Source organism: Streptomyces sp. NPDC030995, assembly GCF_055571215.1.
Window position 1 is genome coordinate 24,348 of record NZ_JBVIFS010000019.1, and the last position, 20,731, is coordinate 45,078.

20 protein-coding genes and 1 pseudogene are annotated in these 20,731 nt (G+C 73.3%); 15 read left to right on the top strand and 6 right to left on the bottom strand.

Features of this window, described 5'->3' with window-relative positions:
- Positions 1-2: 2 nt before the first annotated feature.
- Positions 3-167, top strand: coding sequence for a hypothetical protein (locus ACZ45T_RS25680; protein WP_468445118.1), 165 nt, complete (start codon positions 3-5; stop codon positions 165-167).
- Positions 168-212: 45 nt separating this feature from the next.
- Here the strand turns inward: ACZ45T_RS25680 and ACZ45T_RS25685 are convergent, their stop codons facing one another.
- Positions 213-944 (bottom strand): LamG domain-containing protein, encoded by a 732-nt coding sequence (locus tag ACZ45T_RS25685; RefSeq protein WP_468445120.1) that lies wholly within the window; start codon positions 942-944, stop codon positions 213-215.
- Between the two features lie 170 nt (positions 945-1,114).
- On the opposite strand from ACZ45T_RS25685, the gene ACZ45T_RS25690 reads away from it, so the two are divergent.
- Genes ACZ45T_RS25690 through ACZ45T_RS25705 form a run of 4 tightly spaced genes read left to right on the top strand, consistent with a single transcriptional unit; the run spans position 1,115 to position 6,818 of the window.
- Positions 1,115-1,612 (top strand): GNAT family N-acetyltransferase, encoded by a 498-nt coding sequence (locus tag ACZ45T_RS25690; RefSeq protein WP_468445122.1) that lies wholly within the window; start codon positions 1,115-1,117, stop codon positions 1,610-1,612.
- Entirely contained in the window at positions 1,609-2,517 is a 909-nt protein-coding gene (locus tag ACZ45T_RS25695; RefSeq protein ID WP_468445124.1) for a hypothetical protein, read from the top strand. Before ACZ45T_RS25690 ends, ACZ45T_RS25695 begins: the two co-directional genes overlap by 4 nt.
- A complete protein-coding gene (locus tag ACZ45T_RS25700) occupies positions 2,517-4,673 on the top strand; it encodes a bifunctional serine/threonine-protein kinase/ABC transporter substrate-binding protein (RefSeq protein WP_468445126.1) in 2,157 nt (718 codons plus the stop codon). The genes ACZ45T_RS25695 and ACZ45T_RS25700 overlap by 1 nt, the downstream gene beginning before the upstream one ends.
- A gap of 6 nt (positions 4,674-4,679) precedes the next feature.
- Complete coding sequence (locus tag ACZ45T_RS25705; protein WP_468445128.1) at positions 4,680-6,818, top strand: bifunctional serine/threonine-protein kinase/ABC transporter substrate-binding protein; 2,139 nt, start codon at positions 4,680-4,682, stop codon at positions 6,816-6,818.
- Positions 6,819-6,882: 64 nt separating this feature from the next.
- Here ACZ45T_RS25705 and ACZ45T_RS25710 read toward each other — a convergent pair whose 3' ends face one another.
- Complete coding sequence (locus ACZ45T_RS25710) at positions 6,883-7,503, bottom strand: L-threonylcarbamoyladenylate synthase (RefSeq protein WP_468445131.1); 621 nt, start codon at positions 7,501-7,503, stop codon at positions 6,883-6,885.
- A 200-nt stretch (positions 7,504-7,703) separates the two neighbouring features.
- On the opposite strand from ACZ45T_RS25710, the gene ACZ45T_RS25715 reads away from it, so the two are divergent.
- From ACZ45T_RS25715 to ACZ45T_RS25730, 4 genes are all read left to right on the top strand, one after another.
- Positions 7,704-9,824 (top strand): SpoIIE family protein phosphatase, encoded by a 2,121-nt coding sequence (locus ACZ45T_RS25715; protein ID WP_468445133.1) that lies wholly within the window; start codon positions 7,704-7,706, stop codon positions 9,822-9,824.
- Between the two features lie 90 nt (positions 9,825-9,914).
- The gene (locus ACZ45T_RS25720) at positions 9,915-10,385 is read left to right on the top strand and encodes a hypothetical protein (RefSeq protein WP_468445135.1); all 471 of its coding nucleotides are present in this window, start codon (positions 9,915-9,917) and stop codon (positions 10,383-10,385) included.
- 100 nt (positions 10,386-10,485) lie between these two features.
- Positions 10,486-11,010, top strand: coding sequence for a GNAT family N-acetyltransferase (locus tag ACZ45T_RS25725; RefSeq protein WP_468445137.1), 525 nt, complete (start codon positions 10,486-10,488; stop codon positions 11,008-11,010).
- Positions 11,011-11,092: 82 nt separating this feature from the next.
- Positions 11,093-11,494 carry a hypothetical protein gene (locus ACZ45T_RS25730; protein WP_468445139.1) on the top strand — a complete coding sequence of 134 codons (402 nt, stop codon included), beginning with the start codon at positions 11,093-11,095 and terminating at the stop codon, positions 11,492-11,494.
- A 12-nt stretch (positions 11,495-11,506) separates the two neighbouring features.
- Here the strand turns inward: ACZ45T_RS25730 and ACZ45T_RS25735 are convergent, their stop codons facing one another.
- A complete protein-coding gene (locus ACZ45T_RS25735) occupies positions 11,507-11,830 on the bottom strand; it encodes a putative quinol monooxygenase (protein ID WP_468445141.1) in 324 nt (107 codons plus the stop codon).
- Between the two features lie 268 nt (positions 11,831-12,098).
- Between ACZ45T_RS25735 and ACZ45T_RS25740 the strand changes: the two genes are divergently transcribed.
- The 3 genes from ACZ45T_RS25740 to ACZ45T_RS25750 all read left to right on the top strand — a co-directional run bounded on the left by ACZ45T_RS25740 (position 12,099) and on the right by ACZ45T_RS25750 (position 14,573).
- On the top strand, positions 12,099-12,893 hold the full coding sequence (locus tag ACZ45T_RS25740; RefSeq protein WP_468445143.1) for a class I SAM-dependent methyltransferase: 795 nt from the start codon (positions 12,099-12,101) through the stop codon (positions 12,891-12,893).
- Complete coding sequence (locus tag ACZ45T_RS25745; RefSeq protein WP_468445145.1) at positions 12,893-14,080, top strand: low temperature requirement protein A; 1,188 nt, start codon at positions 12,893-12,895, stop codon at positions 14,078-14,080. Before ACZ45T_RS25740 ends, ACZ45T_RS25745 begins: the two co-directional genes overlap by 1 nt.
- Before the next feature lie 94 nt (positions 14,081-14,174).
- Positions 14,175-14,573, top strand: coding sequence for a nuclear transport factor 2 family protein (locus ACZ45T_RS25750; RefSeq protein ID WP_468445147.1), 399 nt, complete (start codon positions 14,175-14,177; stop codon positions 14,571-14,573).
- Positions 14,574-14,593: 20 nt separating this feature from the next.
- On the opposite strand, the gene ACZ45T_RS25755 is transcribed toward ACZ45T_RS25750, so the two are convergent.
- The gene (locus ACZ45T_RS25755) at positions 14,594-17,782 is read right to left on the bottom strand and encodes an amidohydrolase family protein (protein WP_468445149.1); all 3,189 of its coding nucleotides are present in this window, start codon (positions 17,780-17,782) and stop codon (positions 14,594-14,596) included.
- 128 nt (positions 17,783-17,910) lie between these two features.
- On the opposite strand from ACZ45T_RS25755, the gene ACZ45T_RS25760 reads away from it, so the two are divergent.
- Positions 17,911-18,810 carry an aminoglycoside phosphotransferase family protein gene (locus ACZ45T_RS25760; protein WP_468445151.1) on the top strand — a complete coding sequence of 300 codons (900 nt, stop codon included), beginning with the start codon at positions 17,911-17,913 and terminating at the stop codon, positions 18,808-18,810.
- Positions 18,811-18,898: 88 nt separating this feature from the next.
- Here ACZ45T_RS25760 and ACZ45T_RS25765 read toward each other — a convergent pair whose 3' ends face one another.
- Entirely contained in the window at positions 18,899-19,429 is a 531-nt protein-coding gene (locus tag ACZ45T_RS25765) for a hypothetical protein (RefSeq protein ID WP_468445153.1), read from the bottom strand.
- A 165-nt stretch (positions 19,430-19,594) separates the two neighbouring features.
- Here ACZ45T_RS25765 and ACZ45T_RS25770 point away from each other — a divergent pair, with 165 nt between their 5' ends.
- Positions 19,595-19,756, top strand: coding sequence for a hypothetical protein (locus ACZ45T_RS25770; RefSeq protein WP_468445155.1), 162 nt, complete (start codon positions 19,595-19,597; stop codon positions 19,754-19,756).
- A gap of 8 nt (positions 19,757-19,764) precedes the next feature.
- Positions 19,765-19,935 (top strand): annotated as a pseudogene (locus ACZ45T_RS25775) (class I SAM-dependent methyltransferase); the annotation flags it as partial.
- A gap of 129 nt (positions 19,936-20,064) precedes the next feature.
- On the opposite strand, the gene ACZ45T_RS25780 reads toward ACZ45T_RS25775, so the two are convergent.
- On the bottom strand, positions 20,065-20,670 hold the full coding sequence (locus tag ACZ45T_RS25780; protein ID WP_468445324.1) for a sigma-70 family RNA polymerase sigma factor: 606 nt from the start codon (positions 20,668-20,670) through the stop codon (positions 20,065-20,067).
- Between the last annotated feature and the right edge of the window lie 61 nt (positions 20,671-20,731).

Consider the following 20,731-nt stretch of genomic DNA (forward strand, 5'->3'; position numbering starts at 1 on the left):
GCGTGGACGGCACTCGGCGCGGCACCTCCTACGGCCACTCGCTGTACGAGTTCGAGGTGTACGGGGGCCCGTTGGGCGGCACCCGCACCCTCACCGCGGGCGGCAAGGCACTGGACGACCAGGCGACGTGCACGGGCGGCGACAGTCAGCAGTGGCAGATCGCCTGACGCACGAGCGGAAGACGGCCGGCCTCGGGCATGCCCGAGGCCGGCCTACGGCCGGTGGACGCGCAGGTACGCCACCTCGAACGACATCTCCGACACGTCCGCGTCGGGCGCCGGGTGGTAGCGCCCGGCGCACACGGAGAGGTTGACGATGAGATAGGCCCGCCAACTGCGGCCGACCCCGCGGCGGTCGGCGAACACCCGCGCGCCGTTGACCCACCACACGACCGAGCGCGCCCCGAACTCGACCTTCAGGTCCACCCAGCCGCCGGGGGCGACGGCCGAGTCCCGGTGGTAGCGGGAACCGCCCTTGACGTGGTTGGAGAGTTCGAGCAGGTCGGGATTGTCCGGGTGGTACTCGAAGACGTCGATCTCGTTGCCGCCGTCCCGCCAGGTCCAGATCGCAGGCCAGGCCCCGACCTCGGCGGGCAGCCGCACCCGGGACTCCAGCACGTCCCCGGCCCGCATCATGAACCCCTCGTCGCTGCCCTCGGTGGTCAGCAGGCCCGCGTTCCACTTGCCGTCCGGGCGGCGGACGGCCCGGAAGGTCCCGGTGCGGCTGTAGGACGGGTCCTCCACCAGGTAGTCGAGTTTGTTGTCGCCGGGGTTGGTGGGGCCGCCGTCCGGATAGGCCCAGGACCGGCCGGCGACCCACTGGGTGGCCGACGTGAAGTCCGCGGTGAACAGCGGGGTCGAGGCGGTGTGTGTCGGTGAGGAGCCATGCTCCGCGGTGCTGGTGTTGGTGCTGGTGAAGCGCCCCAGCTGTCGGCGGAGCCACATGAGAAACAGAGTGAGCAAGTCGCACCTTCCCGTAGAAAACGGACGCCAGTGCAGCATGCCCCGCCCTCGCGGAAGGCATGCCGGTCCACCGGTTTGTCTTCCACTTCCTTCGTGATGTAATAATCGCTATTCACAAGTGACTATTACGTGATGCAAGGAGCTGCGTCAGTATGTGGAAGTGTGAGCGCGTCATCGGCGCCGAGCTGGACGTCGAGGAAGTCATCGGCCTCTACCGGGAGTCGACCCTCGCCGAGCGCCGCCCCGTCGCCGACGTCGAGCGGTTCGCCCGGATGCTGGCCGGAGCCAACCTCGTGGTCGTCGCCCGCACCGACGACGGCCGCCTCATCGGCATCGCCCGCTCGATCACCGACGGCGCGTACTCGACGTACCTCGGCGACCTTGCCGTCGACGTCGCCTACCAGGGCAAGGGCGTCGGGCGCGAGCTCATCCGGGTCACGCAGGAAGCCGCGCCCCAGGCCAAGCTGATCCTGCTCTCCGCGCCGGCCGCGGTCGACTACTACCCGCCGTCGGCTTCACCCGCCACGAATCCGCCTGGACCCTCGCCCCTCGCTGAGCCGACCCGCGCGCTCCCGGCAACATCCTTTTTCCGTAAGCCGGTTACATCCCTCCCGGGCGGAGTACGATCCGCGCCGTGGGGGGATCAGTGACATACAGACGCAGCTCCGCGCTGCGCGCCTGCGGGTGCGCGCTGGCGGGCTTGTTCCTGCTCGCCGGCTGTTCGGGCGACGGGGCGGGGAAGACCGGCGCGGGCGGCCGCACCCCGGCCGCCGCGCCGTCGCCGTCCGGTACCGGCAGCCCGGGTACCGGCAGCCCGGGTACCGGCAGCTCGGGTACCGGCAGCCCGGGTACCGCCAGCCCGGGTACCGGCGCGCCGACCGCACCATCCAGCAGCCCGGCCGCCTCCCTCGTGCCCCAACTGGACGAGTCCAAGCAGCCGAAGACGGTCGCCGAGGCCCGCAAGCTGCTCGGCCGCATCGTCATCACCCAGGAGGCCTTCGGCCCCGAGGTGGTGCGCAGCACCCCGTTCGAGAGCGATCCCGGCCGCTGGCCCGTCCTCGACGAGAACTGCGTCTGGCAGACCACCGGCCTGCCGGACGACGTGCTCGCCACGAGCACCCGCTACTTCCACATCCCGGCCAAGGACGGCCACGGCCGCATACGGCTCAACGCCACGGTCACCATCCACCACAACCGCCAGGAATCCGGCTGGGAGACCGCCCGCGCCATGGAAGAGGTCCTGCGCTGCCCCAGCCAGAAGCTGCGGGAAGGCGAGGAGCTCAAGAACCTGTGGGGCGGCTCCTTCTACCTCGGCGAACAGATGAACGGGTGGACCGAGGACGCCTTCAGCGAGACCGGCGAGTACGTCAGCGCGAAGGACGGCGGGCCACACCCCTACACCTGGTCCCAGGCCCAGTTCGGACCGGTCACCGTGGCCATCGCCGCCAAGGGCGCCGAGGGCTTCACCAGGGAGGCTATGGACACGCTCGTCGCCCAGGGCACCAGCCGGATGATGCATCAGGCCAAGCAGGAGCTCGGAAAGGCGGCGGGCTGATGGAGCGGCTCCATCCTTCGGACCCCTCCCGGATCGCCGGCTACCGACTCCTCGGACGGCTCGGCGCCGGCGGCATGGGCGTCGTCTACCTCGGCCGCACCGACGACGGCGCGCTCGCCGCCGTCAAGGTGATCCGCGCGGAGTACGCCGACGAGGCGGACTTCCGGGCCCGCTTCCGCCGCGAGGCCGAGATCGCCGCGGAGGTCGACAGCCCCTGGGCCGTACGGATCACCGGCGCCGACCCGGACGCCCCCGAACCGTGGCTGGCCACCGCCTTCGTGGCCGGCCCCTCCCTCGCCGAGGCCGTCGCCGCCCACGGCCCGCTCCCGCTGCGCGCCGTACGGATCCTCGGCAAGGCCATGGCCAAGGCCCTCGGGGTGATGCACGAGCAGGGCCTCGTCCACCGGGACGTCAAGCCGGGGAACGTGCTGCTCGGCATGGACCGGCCCCGCCTGATCGACTTCGGGATCGCCCGCGGCGGCGATCACACCGTCTTGACCTCCGCCGACGCGGTGCTCGGCACCCCCGGCTTCCTCCCGCCCGAGCAGGCCGAGGGCCGCCCCGCCGAACCGGCCGGTGACATCTTCTCGCTCGGCTGCCTCCTCGCGTACGCCGCCACCGGCCGCCTGCCCTACGGCAGCGGCACCGTCGAGGCGGTGCTCTACCGCACCGTCCACGACGAGCCCGAGTTCGGCTCCGAGATCCTGGCCGACCCCGAACTCACCGCGCTGCTGCGGACCTGCCTCGCCAAGCATCCCGACATCCGCCCCACCGCCGCCGAGCTGGACCGGGCGCTGACCGAGGACACCCCGGGCGAGGGCACCGACTGGCTGCCCGACCCGGTCGTCGCCACCATCGCCGAACGCTCTGCCGCGCTGCTCGCCCTGCCGGGCATCGACGAGACCGTCGCCGACCCGGACGCCGCCCCCGCCCCCGGTACGCCCGCGCCCTCCCGCAGGCGCTTCCTCGCCCTCGCCTCCGGCGGTGCCGTGCTCGCGGCCGGCGGCGGCCTGGCCGCCTGGCTGGCACTGCGCGAGGACGAGAAGCCCAAGACCCCGGCCGCGCCCGGCCCCCGGCAATGGGTCATCGGCGTGCACGCCGACCTCTCCGGCCCGCAGAAGGCCGTCGGACAGGCACAGGAACGCGGGGTGCGGCTGGCCGTCGACGCCTTCAACGCCCGTCCGGACAAGCCCTTCTCCCTCACCGTCGCCACCGCCGACGACGCGGGGAGGGCCGACCGCTCCGCGGCCGCGGCCACCGAACTCATCGCCAACCGCGATCTGTTCGCGGTGATCGGCCCCACCGGCAACGACTCGGTGATCCCGTGCCTCGAACTGTACGGCGAGAGCTCCGTCCCCCTGGTCAGCGTGTCCGCCCTGGCGACCACCTACAGCGTCACCGACCGGCGCAGCTTCTTCCAGAGCTGCCCGATCACCTCCGCGCAGGCCGCCGCGGCCAACCTCCAACTGGCCGGTAAGCAGGGCGTCCGGCGGATGGGCATCCTCAGCGACCGCGACGGCGACACGGACAGCTGGCAGACGGCCTTGCTGGTGGGCCGCACCATCGCCTTCTTCGCGCCCGAGGCCACCTTCTACGCCCGTGTCGTCCCGCGCGGTACCCAGGACCTGGCACCCGTGGTCACCGACATGCTCGCGCACGGCGTCGACGGCTTCTTCTACACCGGCACTCCGGCCGGCGGGGCCAAGGTCGCCGGAATGCTGGCCGCCGCCGGTTTCAAGGGGCCCCGGGCGGCCGACTACGGCCTCGCCGGCCCGGAGTTCCTCAAGGCCGCCGGCCCGGCCGCCGAGGGCTGGCAGTTCTTCGCGCCCTACACCGGCGTGGAAGCCCCCGAGATCGCGGAGGTGGCCCGCGCGCACCAGGCGACGTACGGTTCCGCCCCCGACGTCTGGACCGCCGAGGCCTTCGACGCGACCCGCCTGGTCATCGACCGGCTGGTCGCCGGCGCCCAGGGCGGCGGCCGCCCGTCCCGGGCCGAACTGCTGACCGCGCTGGCCCAGGGCACCTTCCGCGGCCTGACCAAGGAGTACGCCTTCGACGCCCGTCGGCAGCTCAAGGGCAACTTCTACTTCCTGCACCGGGTGGAGGGCGGCCGCATCCGCTACGCGGGCCCGGCCACAGAGCCCCCGGCGGGATAGCCGCGGATGCGCCCCCTCACCCACGCCGATCCGGCCGCGATCGGCGGCAACCGGCTGCTGGGCCGCCTCGGTTCGGGCGGCATGGGCACGGTGTACCTCGCCCGCTCCGCCACGGGCACACTGGTGGCGGTCAAGGTCATCCGCGCCGACCACGCCGAGAAGCCGGACTTCCGCATCCGCTTCCGTCGCGAGGTGGAGGCCGCGGGCCAGCTCGCCGGGCGCTGGGTGGTCCCGGTGGTGGCCGCCGACCCGGAGGCGCGCGAGCCCTGGCTGGCCACCCCGTTCGTCCCCGGGCCCTCGCTGGCCGAGGCGGTGGGCGGGTACGGTCCCCTGCCCGCCCGCTCCGTACGGACGCTGGGGGCGCGGCTCGCCGAAGCACTGGCACAGGTGCACGCCGCCGGGCTCGTGCACCGCGACGTGAAACCGGGCAACATCCTGCTCGCCCCGGACGGGCCCAGGCTGATCGACTTCGGGATCGCGCGTGCCGAGGGGGCGGCCACGCTGACGTCCGTGGACGCCGTCCTCGGGACCCCGGGATACCTGGCACCGGAGCAGGCCCGGCTGGGCGGCCTCGTGGCGGGCGCCGCGAGCGATGTGTTCTCCCTCGGCTGCGTCCTCGCCTACGCGGCGACCGGACACGGCCCGTTCGGCGGCGGGCACGCGGCCGCGGTGGTCTACCGTACGGTGCACGACGAGCCCGAACTCACCGGACTCCCGGCCGAGTTGCTCGAAGCGGTACGGGCCTGCCTGGCGAAGGACCCGGCCGCGCGGCCGACGCCCGCGCAGCTGCGCGCCCTGCTGGGAGGCGACCCGCTCGGTGCGGACGCCGAGGACTGGCTGCCGCCCCCGCTGCCCCGGCTCATCGCCGAACGCTCCACCAGGGCCCTGGACCTGCCGGCCCCGGAGCCCACCCGGATCGACGCGCCGCGCGCCGGCCGAGGCTTCACCCGCAGGCGGCTGCTCCTCGCCGGGGCGGGCCTGGTCGCCATCGGCGTACCGGTCGCCCGGTTCGCCACCAGCGGGAAGGACGGCGGCACGGCGCCGCCGCCGGCCCGCGATCTCACCACCCTCACCCTGGCCCTGCAGGCCGATGTGACCGGGCCCGGCAAGGCCGTCGGCCAGGCGCACGAGCGCGGCATGAGACTGGCCGTGGAGCGGCACAACGGCCGGGCGGACGCCCCGTTCCGGCTGGCCCTGCGCGTCGCCGACGACGGCGGCGACGCCGCGCGCGCCGCGCAGGTGGCCAAGGAGCTGGTCGCCGACCCCGCGGTGCTCGCACTCACCGGTCCCACCGCGGACGCGGCCGTGCCCGAGCTGGCCGCCGCCTGCGCCGCGGCGGACCTGGCCCTGCTGCTGGTGTCGGTCGACAGCGCGGAGAACGCCCAGTCACAGTGGCGGACGCTGTGCGCCACCCGCCCGTCGGGCGAGAAGTTCGCGCTCCCGGTGATCGACTACCTCAGCCGCGTACGGCCCGTCCGCCGCACGGCCCTCGTGGAGGACGTGGAAGCCGGCGAGCCCACGTGGCCGCTCGTGCGCACCCTCCAGCAGACCCCGCCCTCCATGGGCACGCTCAGCGTCCACCGGGTCCCCGTGGGCAGCTCCGACTTCGCCGGCGCCGTGCGCGAGCTGACCGGGGCCCGGGCCGAGGCCGTCGTCTACGCCGGCACCTCGCCGCAGCGCGCGGCCCAGCTGGCCCGCGCCCTGACCGATGCCGGATTCCAGGGCCCGCGCGTCGGCATCCATTACGCGATGGAACCGGCCTTCCTCACGGCCGCCGGTCCGGCCGCCGAGGGCTGGGTGTTCAGCGCCCTCTTCACCGACCCGCCGGCCGTACCCGCCGCCGCCGAGTTCGTCGCCGCCCACCGGGCCGCGTACGGGGAGCCGCCCGCCCGCTGGGCCACCGAGGCGTACGACGCCGTGGGCCTGCTGGCCGAGGCCCTGACCGGCCTGGCGGAGGAGGGGCGCGACCGCGCGGCCCTGACCCGCCGGATCTTCCGTACGACCCACCAGGGCCTGGCCAAGCCGCTGGCCTTCGACACCGGCACCCACGTCCTGACCGGAAACCGCCTCGGCCACGTCTACCGGGTCGAATCCGGCGCGTACCGGTACCTGGGCCTCTACCCGGACGTGCCCGCGGGAACGTGAGAGCGGCGCGGAGCGTGAGTGCGGCGCGGGAGCGTGAGAGCGGCGCGGGAACGGCCCGGCGCGGCTACTCGAAGCGGCTGGTGTCGCCCGCCCCGCGGCGGACGATCTCGGCCTCACCGCCGGAGAAGTCGATGACCGTGGTCGGCTCGGTGCCGCAGTCACCCGAGTCCAGCACGGCGTCCACCTCGTGCTCCAGCCGCTCCTTGATCTCCCAGCCCTGAGTCATCGGCTCGTCCTCGTCGGGCAGCAGCAGGGTGCTGGAGAGGAGCGGCTCACCGAGCTCGGCGAGCAGGGCCTGCGTGACGACGTGGTCGGGAATCCGGACTCCGACCGTCTTCTTCTTCGGGTGCAGCAACTGGCGGGGCACCTCCGACGTCGCGGGGAGGATGAAGGTGTAACTGCCCGGCGTCGCCGCCTTGATCGCCCGGAACACGTCGTTGTCGATGTGGACGAACTGACCCAGCTGCGCGAAGTTCTGGCACACGAGGGTGAAGTGGTGACGGTCGTCGAGGTTGCGGATGCTCCGGATCCGGCTGATGCCGTCCCGATTGCCCAGCTGGCATCCCAGCGCGAAACAGGAGTCGGTCGGGTACGCGACGAGCGCGCCGGAGCGGATGATGTCGGCCACGTTGCCGATGGTGCGACGCTGAGGATTCTCGGGGTGCACATCGAAGTATTTCGCCATCCGCCGAGACTACGGGGTCGGGCGCCCGCCCCGGCCGGATCAGCCCTGACACCGGCCCGGAGACCGGCCCTGACCCGGTTCCGGACGCTACCGGGCAGGTTCGGAGGGACCATGAGAGATAGCCGACCGCTTCGGACCGCCACACGGCGCGTGCGGGCGGCACGGCGCCGGGCCGACGGCGCCGGAAGGGAGTGTCCTCGATGGCTGCGATCGACGGGGTGGGGGCCGGTGAGGCCTGGCCGCCTGCCGAGGCCTGGCCGCCCGCCGAGGCCGGGCTCTCCCCGCCGAGCGGACTGCTCGACGTCCTGAACGTCGCCGCCGTCGTCCTCGACGCCGAAGGGCGGGTCGCCCTGTGGAGCCCACAGGCCGAGCAGCTGTTCGGCTGGACGGCGCGGGAGGCGCTCGGCCGGCCCGCCGCCCGGCTGCTGGCCTCCAAAGAGCACGTCGCCCTGCTCACGGAGCTGTTCGCCCGGGTCATGGGCGGCGCGGGGGACTGGGCGGGAGCCTTTCCCGTGCGGCACAAGGACGGCTCCACGCGTCTGGTGGAATTCCGCAACATGCGGCTGCTCGACGAGCACGGGGACCTGTACGCGCTGGGCATCGCGACCGACCGGACCAGGCTGCGGCAGCTGGAGCGGGACCTGGCGCTGTCCGCGCGGCTGGTCGCCCAGTCCCCGATCGGGCTCGCGGTCCTGGACACGGAACTGCGGTACGTCCTGGTCAACCCGACGCTGGAGCGGATCAACGGGCTGCCCGCCTCCCAGCACATCGGTCGCGGCGTCCGCGAGGCCCTGTCCTTCCTCGACGACGCGGAGGCCGCCGAGTCGGCGATGCGCCAGGTCCTGGCCACCGGCACGCCGTTGCTCGAACAGTTCACGGCCGGCCGCACCCACGGCGGGGACCGCACCGAACACGCCTGGTCGGTGTCGTACTACCGGCTGGAGGACGCCACCGGGCGGGTGCTCGGCCTGGCCACCTCCGTGGTGGACGTCACCCAGAGTCACCAGGCGGCCATCGAGATCGCCCGCAGCCGTCGGCGCCTGGCCCTGATCGCGGACGCCACCGTCCGTATCGGCACGACCCTCGACCTGGACCAGACCGCCCGAGAGCTCGCCGACGTCGTGGTGCCCGAGCTCGCGGACATCGCCGCGGTCGACATCCTCGACTCCGTCCTCGAAGGCCGCCCGACGCTGAGGTCGTCCGCCCACGAGCCCGCGGTGTTCCGTGCCCTGGCCGTCGCGGCCGCCTTCCCCAGCGAGGCCGTCCGCGCCGCGGACCCCCCGGGCGACATCGCCCGGTACGCCGCGGACCGGCTGGTCACCCAGTGCGCCGCCACCGGCCATCCGGTCCTGGTGGCCCACGTACAGGCACGGGACATCTCCCGCATCGCCCGCGACAGCACCGCCGCCAGCCTCCTGACCCGCGCCGGCCTGCGCTCGTACCTGGCCGTGCCGCTCATCGCCCGCGGCGAGGTCCTCGGCGCCCTCGACCTCAAACGCACCCGCAACCCGCTGCCCTTCAACGACGACGACATCGTGCTGGCCGGCGAGCTGGCCGCCCGCGCCGCCGTGTGCATCGACAACGCGCGCTGGTACCGCAACGCGCACCACACCGCCCTCGCCCTCCAGCACCACCTCCTCCCGCACAACCCGCCGCCCACGCCCGGACTGGAAGTCGCCTACCGCTACCGGCCCGCCGCGGCCAGCAGCGAGATCGGCGGCGACTGGTTCGACGCCATCGCCGGACCCGACGACACCACCGTCCTCGTCATCGGAGACGTCATGGGCAGCGGCATCAACGCCGCCGCCAGCATGGGACAACTGCGCACCGCGACCCGCACCCTCGCCGAACTCGCGCTCGACCCGACCCAGGTGCTCCAGCAGCTGGACCGCACCACCGCCGCCCTCGAGGAGACCATCGCCACATGCGTCTACGTGGTCCACGACCCGCACCGCGCACAGTGCCGGGTGGCCGTCGCCGGACATCTGCCGCCCGTCCTCATCCGCCCCGGTCGCACCCCCGAGCTGCTCGACCTGCCCACCGGCGCCCCGCTGGGCGTGGGCGGCATCCCCTTCGAGGCGACCACCGTCTGCATGGAGCCGGGCGACCAGCTGGTCCTGTACACCGACGGCCTGGTCGAAACCCGTGACCAGCCCATCGACGAACGGCTCGCCCTGCTGCTGGATCTGCTCGCCGACACCGGACGCCCGCTGGAGGAGACCTGCGACCGGCTCCTGGACTCCCTGCGCCGCCCGGACGACCACGACGACGTCGCCCTGGTCATCGCCCGCGCGACACCCCTTCCGGCAGCGACCGGCTGAGGACGGTCCGCCTCGGGGATGACCCGGCGCTCACAAGCTCATCCTCTGGGGCGAAAGGTAGGTTATGACCGATCTCGTACCGTGATCTACATGAATGCACGATACGAACGCGGGCGCAGCGGCGGGAACGGCACGGCATGGATCGCGGTGGGGGCGGCCCTGGCCCTCGTGGCGGGCATCGTCGTGCTCAGCCGGGACCACACGTGGCTGAAGCGGATGGTGGGCGGGGCCGGGTGGTCCCTGACGTACGAGGTGACCGGCGCGGACGGGCGGACGGACGTGAAGGAGATCTTCTACGGCCGGAACCCGGACCGGTACAAGGAGGGCGTGTCCACCGAGCACGTGGGACCGGTCTCCCTGCCCTGGCGCCAGGAGACGGTGATCAACATCGGCGAGAAGGCCCGCGTCGAGGTGCGACCCGCTCCCGGCGATGTGGTGTCGTGCCGGATCCTCCTCGACGGTGTGCGTGAAGTGGCGAGCGGCACCTCGCCCGCCCCGGGCGAGCCGGCGGTGTGCGAAGTGGTCACGAGCTCGACCCCGGAGAAGTGGGACGCGAAGTAGCGAGCAAGCGGGTCGACGGGTCGACGGGTCGGCGGCTCGGCGGCTCGGCGGCTCGACGGGTCTCCATGGGTCGGATGATCGGACTGTTATCGTCCGAGGTATGCCAGAGCTCATCGCCCCCACTCCCCGCCTGCACAGCTCCTGGCTGGCCGCGCAAGAAGAATGGGGCCCCAACGCCCACATGGACGGCGCCGGGCTCGGCTCCGACGACGACGTGGACAGCCCGGAGGGTTTCGCGGCCTGGGTGGAGCGGCTGCGCGGCTACTCGGACCGCACCCTGCCCGTCGACCACGGCCGCGTCCACGCGACGTACTGGTGGATCGCCGAGGGCGACACCTATCTCGGCGCCATCGACCTGCGGCACTACCTGAACGGCTTCCTCCTCGACGCGGGCGGCCACATCGGCTACAGCATCAGGCCATCGGCGCGCCGCCGGGGCCTTGCCACCTGGGCCCTGTCCGCCGCCCTCCACGAGGCGCGCCTGCTGGGCATGGACCGGGTGCTGCTGACCTGCGACCCCGACAACGAACCGTCGGTCCGCACGATCGAGCGCAACGGCGGTGTGCTGGAGGACGTCCGCGAGACCCTGATCGGTCCCAAGCGGCGCTACTGGATCAACCTCTAGCTCCGGCGCCTCGTGTCGTTCCCCGAAGGCCACCGCGCGCCGAACGGACCTGACGGGGCGTCCGGCGGTAGGTTCGGGCGCCATGGCGGAACCGATTCACGCGGAGCCCATCTACTACGTCGACCACTCGGACATCCGCGAGGGCAGGCTCGCGGAGGTCAAGAACGGGATGCGCGACCTGGCCGCGTTCTGCGAGGCGAGTGAGCCGCAGCTGATCGCCTACCAGTTCTACATCGACGAGTCCGAGGCCACGATGACCCTGGTGGCCGTCCATCCCGACTCGGCGTCGATGGAGCTCCACATGGAGCTCGGCGGACCGAGGTTCCGCGCGTTCGCGTCGCTCATCCGCATGCGGTCCATCGACGTGTACGGCCGGCCCAGCCCCGCGGTCGTGGACCAGCTCCGCCAGAAGGCCGCGATGCTCGGCGGCGGCACGGTCACTCTTCACGCCCCGCAGGCGGGCTTCAGCCGGCTGCCGGCCTGATCGGCGCGGACCCTAGGCCAGCTTGGCCGCCAGGACGTCCACCGGGAGGATCTCGGGCGCCGCGGCCAACAGGTGCGGGGCCTGCTCCAGCAGCGCTGCCGCGATCTTGCCCCGGAGGTGCGCGGTGCGGTCCTCCTCGTTGCCGAACACGTCGAAGATGCCGAAGGTCGTCGGCCCGAGCCGCAGGGCGAACCACGCGGTGGTGAAGTCCTCCTCCCTGGCCAGGGCGAGGGCGCCGGTGAGCAGCTCCTCGACGGCCTTGGCGTGCTCGGGCTTGGCTTCGAGTCGGATGTGCAGGCCGAGGCGGGCGGAATCGGGGCTCGGGGCGTTGGCCATGGTGGTTCTCCTTCTTCGGGGCGCAGCCGCGCCGTTCGATATGATCAAGGTATGGCCCGCCGGACGACACCCACCAGTGGCAGACCCGCCGCTTCCTTATACGTTTCCGACATGAGGATCATCTGGCGGCCGGGCCGCCCTTCGCCGTCGGTCGGGTGTCAGCAGGATGCTGTCAGCCGCCACGCGCGGACACCAGCCGTGCCCGGCGGCGGCAGCGGCGTCGTGTCGTAACGCTCCCGTACGGCTGTGGTGGGTCGATAGTGGGGCTGTGAGCGACTGGTCGGAGGGAACCGGGCAGGTCGGTGGCGCCGGAGAAGGCGCCGCCTGGTCCGGACGTGAAGGGGCGCGGGCATTCGCGGCGGTGGAGGCGGCCACCGACTGGCTCCTCGGGTATCCGTTCGTCTTCCGGGCCCTGTCCCGCCGGATCGGCTCCGGCGACGTCCTGGTGGACTACGGATGCGGGCCGGGCAAGGTCGCCGACCACGCGGCCCGGCTGCTGGACGCTCGGGTGCTGGGCGTGGACACCTCCCCGGAGATGCTCGCGCTGGCCCGCGCCTCGGGGACGGCGGTGGCGGATTACCACCTGGTCGAGAACGGGCGGGTCACCGGCCTCGCGGACGGCTGCGCGGACGCGGTGATGTGCAATCACGTCCTGGCGTCGCTGCCGACCGAGGAAGCGGTGCTCGGCGTGTTCACGGAGATCCGCCGGCTGCTGCGGCCGGGCGCCCCGTTCGTGCTGCTGACCACCGATCCCGCCTGTAGCGGCACGGAGTACGCCTCCTTGCGGATCGGCGACCCGGGCCGGGTGTACGGGCCGGGCGAGGAGCTGACCGTACGGCTCCGGCGCACCGACGGATCCTGGCAGGAGGTGCGCAACCACGCGTGGCCCGTCGGCCTCTACCCGGCCCTGCTGGAGCGCGCCGGCTTCCGGGACGTCGTCCAGCACCGGCCTTCGGTGGACGAGGCGCTCGACATCGCCGACGCCGGCCTCGCCGCCGGCCGCGCATGGTCGGCGGAGCGAGCGAGGCCACCCCTGGTCATCACCACAGCGCTGGCGGCCTGATGAGTACGCAGGTCACCTCGCCGGTGCCCGGTGGCGCGCGGGAGGGCCGGCACGCCGGCTGGCTGGAACTGTTCTTCGATCTCGTCTTCGTCGCCTTCGCCGCGCAGCTCTCCCATTCGCTGCACGGGGACCCCGGGCTGCGTGACTTCGCCGTCTTCCTGGCCCTGTACTTCCCGCCGTGGTGGCTGTGGATCAACCTCACGGTTTCCGCGAACCTCTTCGAGGACGACAGCCCGCGCCGCCGCCTGCTGATGCTGTCCGCCATGCTCTGCCTGGCCGTGATGGCCGCCGCGGTGCCGCAGGCCGACAGCGACGGGGGCCGCGCGGCGGCGTACGCACTCGGCTACGCGGGAACCCGGCTGGTGCTGCTCGGGCTGTGGTGGCCCGCCACCCGCTTCCCGGAACCCCTGCGCATCCCGCGCTGGCGGCCGCTCGGTTACTGCCTGCTCTCCGGCGTGCTCTGGGCCGGATCGGCGGCCGTGCCCGCGCCCTGGCGGTATCCGGTCTGGGCCGTGCTGCTTGCCGCCGAGATGGTGCTGCTGCTGAGCGCCCGGGGCCGCGGGATCCCCGGCCGGCTGCACACCGGGCATCTGGTCGAGCGGGTCGGGCTGTTCGTCATCATCGTGCTCGGCGAGTCGGTGATCGCCCTGGTGACCTCGGCCGACCACGCGTGGACGGCCCGCGCCGGGGTGGTGGCCGCACTGGGCTTCGTCCTGCTCGCCGCGCTCTGGTGGTCGTACTTCGACTTCGGCGCGACCTCGGCGGAACTGATGCTCGGCTCCGCCGAAGGCAACCGGGCCTACCTGCTGGCCCGCGACGTGGCCGGCTTCCTGCACTTCTTCGTCACCGCCGCCGTCATCTGCATGGCCGCCGGGCTGGCCACCGCAGTGGAGGAGGCCGGCCACGCGCATCTGCCGCGGGGCGCCGTCTGGGCACTCGCCGGCGGGCTCGCCCTCTACCACTCGGCCCACGCCGGCATCGCGCTGCGCTTCGGCCGGCCCCTGGGCAGCGTCGCGCTCTGGGCCTTGCCCGGCATCGCCGTCCCGCTGCTCGTCGTCCTCGGCGCCGACCACCTCGCACCCTGGCTGGTCGTCCTGCTCCTCGCCGCCGAGGCCATCGTCCACCTGCTGTACGCGCGGACGGTCGCCCGACGCCGGAGCCGAGCGGCCCAGGACCGACCCCGGTAGGCGGAAACGACCGGCGACCGGCGACCGGGCCGTGCGGCCCGTGCTGGCGGGGCCGCCCATGTCCCACGCCCCCCTTGGGTGTTACTGTCGCGCCATGTCCAAGGTCGAGATCGATGCGGTGACCGCCGAGTTCTTCGGCGCCTTCGACAACCGGGGCGGCGCGGCCGCCGATGTGGCCCGGATCCGTCGTCTGGTGGTGCCGGGCGGCGTGATCGTCAAGACCGGCCCGGAGTTCACCGTCTACACGGTGGACGAGTTCATCGAGCCCCGCGAGCTGTTGCTGGCAGGCGGCAGGCTGGCCGAGTTCTCCGAGTGGGAGACCTCCGAGCGGACCGAGATCGCGGGCGACATCGCGTCGCGGTTCGGCGAGTACCGCAAGTCCGGGATCCTGGACGGTGAGCCCTTCGAGGGAGCCGGGACCAAGACCATCCAGTTCGTCCGCACCCCGGAGGGCTGGCGGATCGCGGCATTCGCCTGGTACGACCAGCCCTGACCGAGGAGAGGCCCCGCCACTCAGCGGAACTCGTGGTGGCAGCAGCCGTCGCGGAGCATCTGGTGCAGAACGGTGCGCCAGTCCTCGGGGCCGGTGGCAGCGGCTGCGGGGAGAGCCAACGAGCGCTCCAGGGCCGGGCGTTCCTGGAGGCTTCCGCCGCGCACGGTCGCCCGTACGCGGATCAGGTCGGCGAAGTCGGTGAACGGGTCGCCGTCGACGACGGTGAGGTCCGCGATCTTGCCCGGCTCGACCGTGCCGAGCCGGTTCGCGACGCCGAAGACCCGGGCCGGGGTCCGGGTCACCGTGGTCAGGGCCTGCGCCGGGGTCAGGCCGTACCGGTGCAGGGCGCGCAGGGCGAGGTGGAGGTGGAGCCCCACCGGCGTGAGGGGCGCGTCGGTGCCCAACGCCAGCCGCCCGCCGCCCTCCAGGACGCGCCGGTAGACGCCGACCTCCCGCTCCAGGGCGGCGCTCTGCTCGGCGCTCGGCGGCGCTGCCGCCGCGGTCCGGACGGCCGCCACGTCCCAGGGCGGCATCAGGGCCGTCACCCGGGCGTCGTCCGCGACCGCCGGATCGGCGCCGATCAGCGGCAGGGCCGTGAAGGGGGTGGCGACGAGGTCGAAACCGCCGTGCGTGTAGACCTCCAGGGTGTCCTGGTAGGTGTGGCCCAGCGGGGTCGCCCCGTGGCCGTACTCGGCGCGCTCGGTCGCCACCAGATGCGTGGTCAGATCCTGGCCGGCCTGGATGCCGGGGGCGCACAGGTGGGAGCCGGCCAGGACGCCGAGCCGGTCGTGCGCGAAGCGGGCGGCCTCGGCCATCAGCTCGTAGGGGGCCCGTACGTAGGTCTTCACGAAGTCCCAGTCCAGCGCCGCGGCCCGGGCCAGTGAGCGGGCGAATCCCGCACGGGTGCGGTGGGCGCGCCCCATGCTGTACGCGACCCGGGAGCCGTCGAGGAGCTCGCCGCCCGCCAGCATCCGGGGCGCGGCGAGCCGCCCGGCCCGGATGTCCTCGCGCAGTCGGGCCTGTTCGTAGGCGGAGCCGCCCAGCGAGACCACGGTGGTGACCCCGTACGCGAGGTGCAGCGCGCCTTGGCGGGCCCCGTACGTGTAGGGGTACGGATGCACGTGCGAGTCCCACAGGCCCGGCAGGACCGTGCCGGCGGAGGCGTCCACCGTACGGGCGGCGCGGCGGCCCGGCCGGTGGGGCTCGACTGCGGCGATCCGGCCTCCGGTCAGGAGGATGTCGACGTCGGCGCGCGGCGGGGAGCCGGTGGCGTCCCACAGGAGTCCCGCGTGCACGACGGTGTCCACGGGCGCGGAGCGGCGGTACGTCAGGGAGATCGGCACCGTCCGGGGCGGCGCCGCGGGTGCGCCCGCGTCGTCGAGGGTGAGCAGGCGCAGCCGGGCGCAGGACTGGTAGAGCAGGGCGCGGGAGTCCGCGGACCAGGACGGGTGGTCGGCGGGTTCGTCGGTCAGGCGGCGGGCCGGCCCGGCGGGCGTGCCGTCGGGGTCGACGGGAAGCAGCCACAGGGCCGACTCGCTGACGCAGGCCAGGAAGCGGCCGTCGGGCGACCAGACGGGCCCTGAGGCATAGCGGTCCGCGAGCGAGGCGTGCGGGGCGAGCGCGTACAGGCGCGCGGCGCCGGTGGTGGCGTCGACGATCCGGATGAGGTTGTAGCCCTCGCGGAAGCGCCGGCTGAGCCGGTTGCGGTCGCACAGGGCGATGTGGCGGCCGTCGGGCGACCAGCTGGGCGGGCCGGGCAGCCCGCCGCCGCCGAGTGCGGCGACCAGGGGAGTCTCCGTCCCGGTCGCGAGATCGCGTACGAGGAGGCGCCCGGCGAGGTCCAGGGCGGCGAGCCGGGTGCCGTCCGGCGACAGCACCCCGTAGACCCGGCCGTCGGGGGCGAGGACGCTTTCCCGGCCGCCGTCGAGTTCCCGGCGGCGTACGGTGTTCAGCCCGTCGCGGTCGTCGGTGTAGAGCAGGGCCCGGCCGTCCGGGGTCCACACCGGACCCTGCACGTAGGCGGTGGCCGGGGCCTGGACGACCTTGCGCGGCGCGCCACCGGCGACGGGCGCGATCCACAGTGCGTTCAGAGCGGCGAAGGCCACGCTCCGGCCGTCGGGCGACAGGGCGGGCAGGTGGATGCCGCGTACCGGGCGGCTCCGCTCGGCCTCCAGGACGTACTCCTTGACCCGGTAGCGGGGGCGGGGGACTTCGAGAGTGGCGTCGAGGGGGATCGCGTGGCCGCCGCCGTCCCGGTGCGGGCGGATGACCTGGAACCTGCCGTCGAGGGTGATCAGCAGGCGGTCGTCGCCGATCCAGCGCGGGGGAGCGGGCGCGAGGTCGCCGGCGAGGGCCACCGGACGGCCGTCGGCGAACAGGGTCAGGGTCTCGGCCTTGCGGGGGCCGGGGGCCGCGGACAGCCAGGCGGTGCGGCCGGCCGGGGAGAGCGCCGGAGCGAGCAACCTGCCGTCGGCGACGGTGTGTTCGGTCCGTACCGTCCCTCCGGCCTCGGGAGGGTCGGCGGCCACGGAGGCGAGGGTCCGGGCGGTCAGGGCGTCCCCGGTCGCGGTGCCGCGGACGAAGAGCACGCGGGAGCCGTCCGGCGACCAGACCGGGTCGAAGTCCTCCCAGTCGCCGTCCTGGCCGGGACCGGACTGCCCGGGCAGGCCGGTCAGGCGACGAGGGCGGCCGCCGGTGACGGTGACGGTCCAGATCCGGTACGGGCTCCCCGCCACCGGATCACCGCCGCGTTCGGAGCAGAAGGCCAGGGTGCGTCCGTCGGGCGACCAGGCGGGCGCGCGGTGGTCGAAGGGGCCGTCGGTGAGGCTGCGCAGGCCGGAGCCGTCCGCGTTCATCACCCAGATGTGGAAGGCGCCGCCGCGGTAGGCGCTCATCGCCACCTGGCGGCCGTCGGGGGAGAACACCGGGCGGCCGGGCTCCAGGTCGGGCGGGGTGAGCGGCGTCGCGGGCGAACCGTCCAGGGGCAGGGACCAGAGGATGTTCTGCACCTCGGCGACGACGCGGTCCCCGGTGGCGGTGGCGGTGGCGGTCGCGGCCCCGTTGGTCGCGCGGGTGAAGCGCAGCCTGACCAGGTCCGCGGCCGCGGTGTCCGGGGCGGCCGCCGCGGGGGACGGGCCGGCCAGCGCCGCCAGGGCGCCCGCCGAAGCCGCCTGCAGAACGGTCCTGCGCGCAACCCGCAATCCGACCACCCGATTCGTCCGTCGATGCCTGACCCGTCAGCCACCCAAACGATCACGACCCGCATTCGGCAACGCCGTTGGCCCCGGCCCGCGAAAAGCGTTTGACGCCCGGCGGCGTCCGGCGTCGGATGGCAGCCATGAGCACAGGACAGATGCATCCCGGCATGCACCCCGTCGACGAGGACCTCGTACGGCGGCTGATCGCCGGGCAGTTCCCCCAGTGGGCCGGACTGCCGGTGACGCGGTTTCCGTCCGGCGGCACGGTCAACGGCATGTACCGGCTGGGTGCGGACATGGTCGTACGGCTGCCGCTGGTGAAGGGCGGAGTCTCGGATGTGGCGATGGAGCAGGAATGGCTGCCGCGCCTCGCATCCCGGCTCTCCACGGCGATCCCCGAGGTGCTCGGAGCCGGGGAGCCGGGTGAGGGGTATCCGTGGCCGTGGTCGGTCTACCGGTGGCGGGCGGGGGAGAACCCGGAGGCGGGGGCGCTCCGCGAACCCGCGCTGCTGGCCGAGGATCTGGCCGGGTTCGTGGCGGCGATGCGGAGCATCACCCTGCCGGGGGCGCCGCGGGCCCACCGCGGCGGGCCGCTCGCCTCGCTGGACGCGGACACCCGGGCGGCGATCGATGAGCTGCGGGGGATCCCGCAGGAGGGCGTCGACTGCGACGCCGCGGTCGCCGTATGGGAGGAGGCGCTGCGTGCCCCGGCCTGGCAGGGGCCTCCGGTGTGGCTGCACGCCGATCTGATGCCGGGCAACCTGCTGGTGGACGGCGGCCGGTTGACCTCGGTGATCGATTTCGGCTGCACGGGGGTGGGCGATCCGGCCTGCGATCTGTTCCCGGCGTGGAACCTGCTGCCGGGCGGTGCGAGGGAGGTCTTCCGTGAGCGGCTCGGCGTGGACGACGCGACCTGGGCGCGCGGCCGGGGCCGGACGCTCTCGCAGGCGCTGATCGCGCTGCCGTACTACCGCGGCACGAACCCGGCGATGGCCGGCAACGCCCGGCACGTGATCGGGGCGGTGCTGGGCGAGGACTGAGGCCGCGGCGCGGTGGAGGCGGGGGCGTCAGCGACGCCCCCGCCGACGTACCGCTGCCGGCCGGGTCCCCCTTGGCCGCGTCGGCCGATCAGGAGCTGGCTGCCGCGGTGCAGGCCGCGCTGCCCCCGCAGTAGGTGACGTCCCAGTGGTTGCTCTCCCGGGCGTAGACGTTGCCCGCGGCGGACCGGTAACGGGCGGCACCGTCGCTGCGGTTGGCGATGCGGGTGAAGCTGCTCGTGACGTAGTTGCCGACACACGTGGTCGGGCTGAAGTCGATCTTGTAGCCGTTCCAGTGGCTGTAGGTGCCGGAGGCGTGTCCCACCTCGGTACCGCCCGTGATGGTCAGGACGCAGCCGCTCGCCCTGCGCAGGGTGATGGTGTCGTCGATGCTGGCGGCGTTGACCTGCTCCAGCGAGGTGCAGGTACTGACGTTCCGGTTGGTGCAGCCGCCGCTGGAGTACAGGCTGATCCCGCCGGTCGCGTTCAGCTTGCTCACGGCCGAGGCGTGAGTGAGCTTCACCGGGGCGGCGCTGGCGGTGCCGGGCACCAGCAGGGCGACGAGGGCGGCGGTGGTGCCGACGAGGCTGGTGGCGAGGGTGGTGCGGACGCGGCTGCGCATGAGGATCTTCCCCTTGGTCGAATCGACGTGGCCGGCGGGACACAACCTTCGGCGTGATGTCGTGATGTCGTGATGTAGCGATGATGGACGGGGCACTCCGCCGCAGGAAGGGGAGGTGCGAAGGTGGCCGGAAGTGCGCGCCGGCAGCACCGGTAGCGTGACCGCATGGATCGGGATGAACGCTTACTTCACGCCTCGTCGTTCGGCGCAGCGGCGGTCGCCTATGCCGAGCACCGTCCGGACTACGCGCAGGCCGCGGTGCGCTGGGCGCTTGAACCCGCGCCCGGCCCGCGCGTGCTGGCCTCGGCGCCGGAACCGGCAAGCTGACCGCCGCGTTGGTCGCGCTGGGTGCCGAAGTCATCGCGGTCGAGCCCGACACGGCGATGCTGGCCGAGCTGCGCCGCGCGCTTCCGGCCGTCCGCGCCCTGCCGGGCAGCGCCGAGGCGATCCCGCTGCCGGACGCCTCCGTGGATGCCGTGCTGGCCGGCAACGCCATGCACTGGTTCGACATGGCCGTCGCGGGAGGCGAGATCGCCAGGGTCCTCACACCCCACGGCATCCTGGCCGGCCTGTGGAACGTCATGGACGACCAGGTCGAGTGGGTTGCCGGGCTCGCGCGGGTCAGCGGACATGCACTAGCTGTCGTTCCTGAGGAGGTCGCGCTGGATCTGGTGGGCGAGGGCTCGACGTACGGAGGCGGGCACCGCTGCCGTGGTGGCCGCCTTCGAGGGGACGTCGAGGCCGCGGCTGATCTCGTCGTAGGCGTTCCGGTAACTGCCGGGCATCTCGGCCCGGTGGAGCCTCAGGTCCTCTTCGAGGAGGCGCCGCAGCTCGTCGACGTTCCGCGGCGTGAAGCGCTTCTTTCCCCGGGCGAAGGCGTGGACGGAGCGGGCGCAGCGGGCGCCGTCGAAGGTTTCGGCGACCTCCTCCGCGAGACCCCAGAGGCGGCCTTCGAGCCAGGGGGCGTCGTTCTGGTCGAGGGAGAGTGCCGTCGGGGGCAGCGGTTCGTCGTTCTTGTACTTCGTGACCTGCTTGGACACGGCGGGCTGACTCATGTCGGTGATCCGGGCGATCTTGTCCTGGGTCCAGCCGAAGCCGACGAACAGCTTGATCATCTCGGTGCGCAGCTTCCGCATCTCCTCGCCCGCGCGGATGACCTCGTTCATGCCGGCGAGCATCCGCTCGGCCTGCTCCTCGGTCAGTGTCCCGGGCTGGTGGTGCGCGCGCTCTCGGCCTGCCATGACTCGGTTATACACCGAGCGGGGTGCTCGCTCATAACCAGGTTGTATAACTCGGTTATGG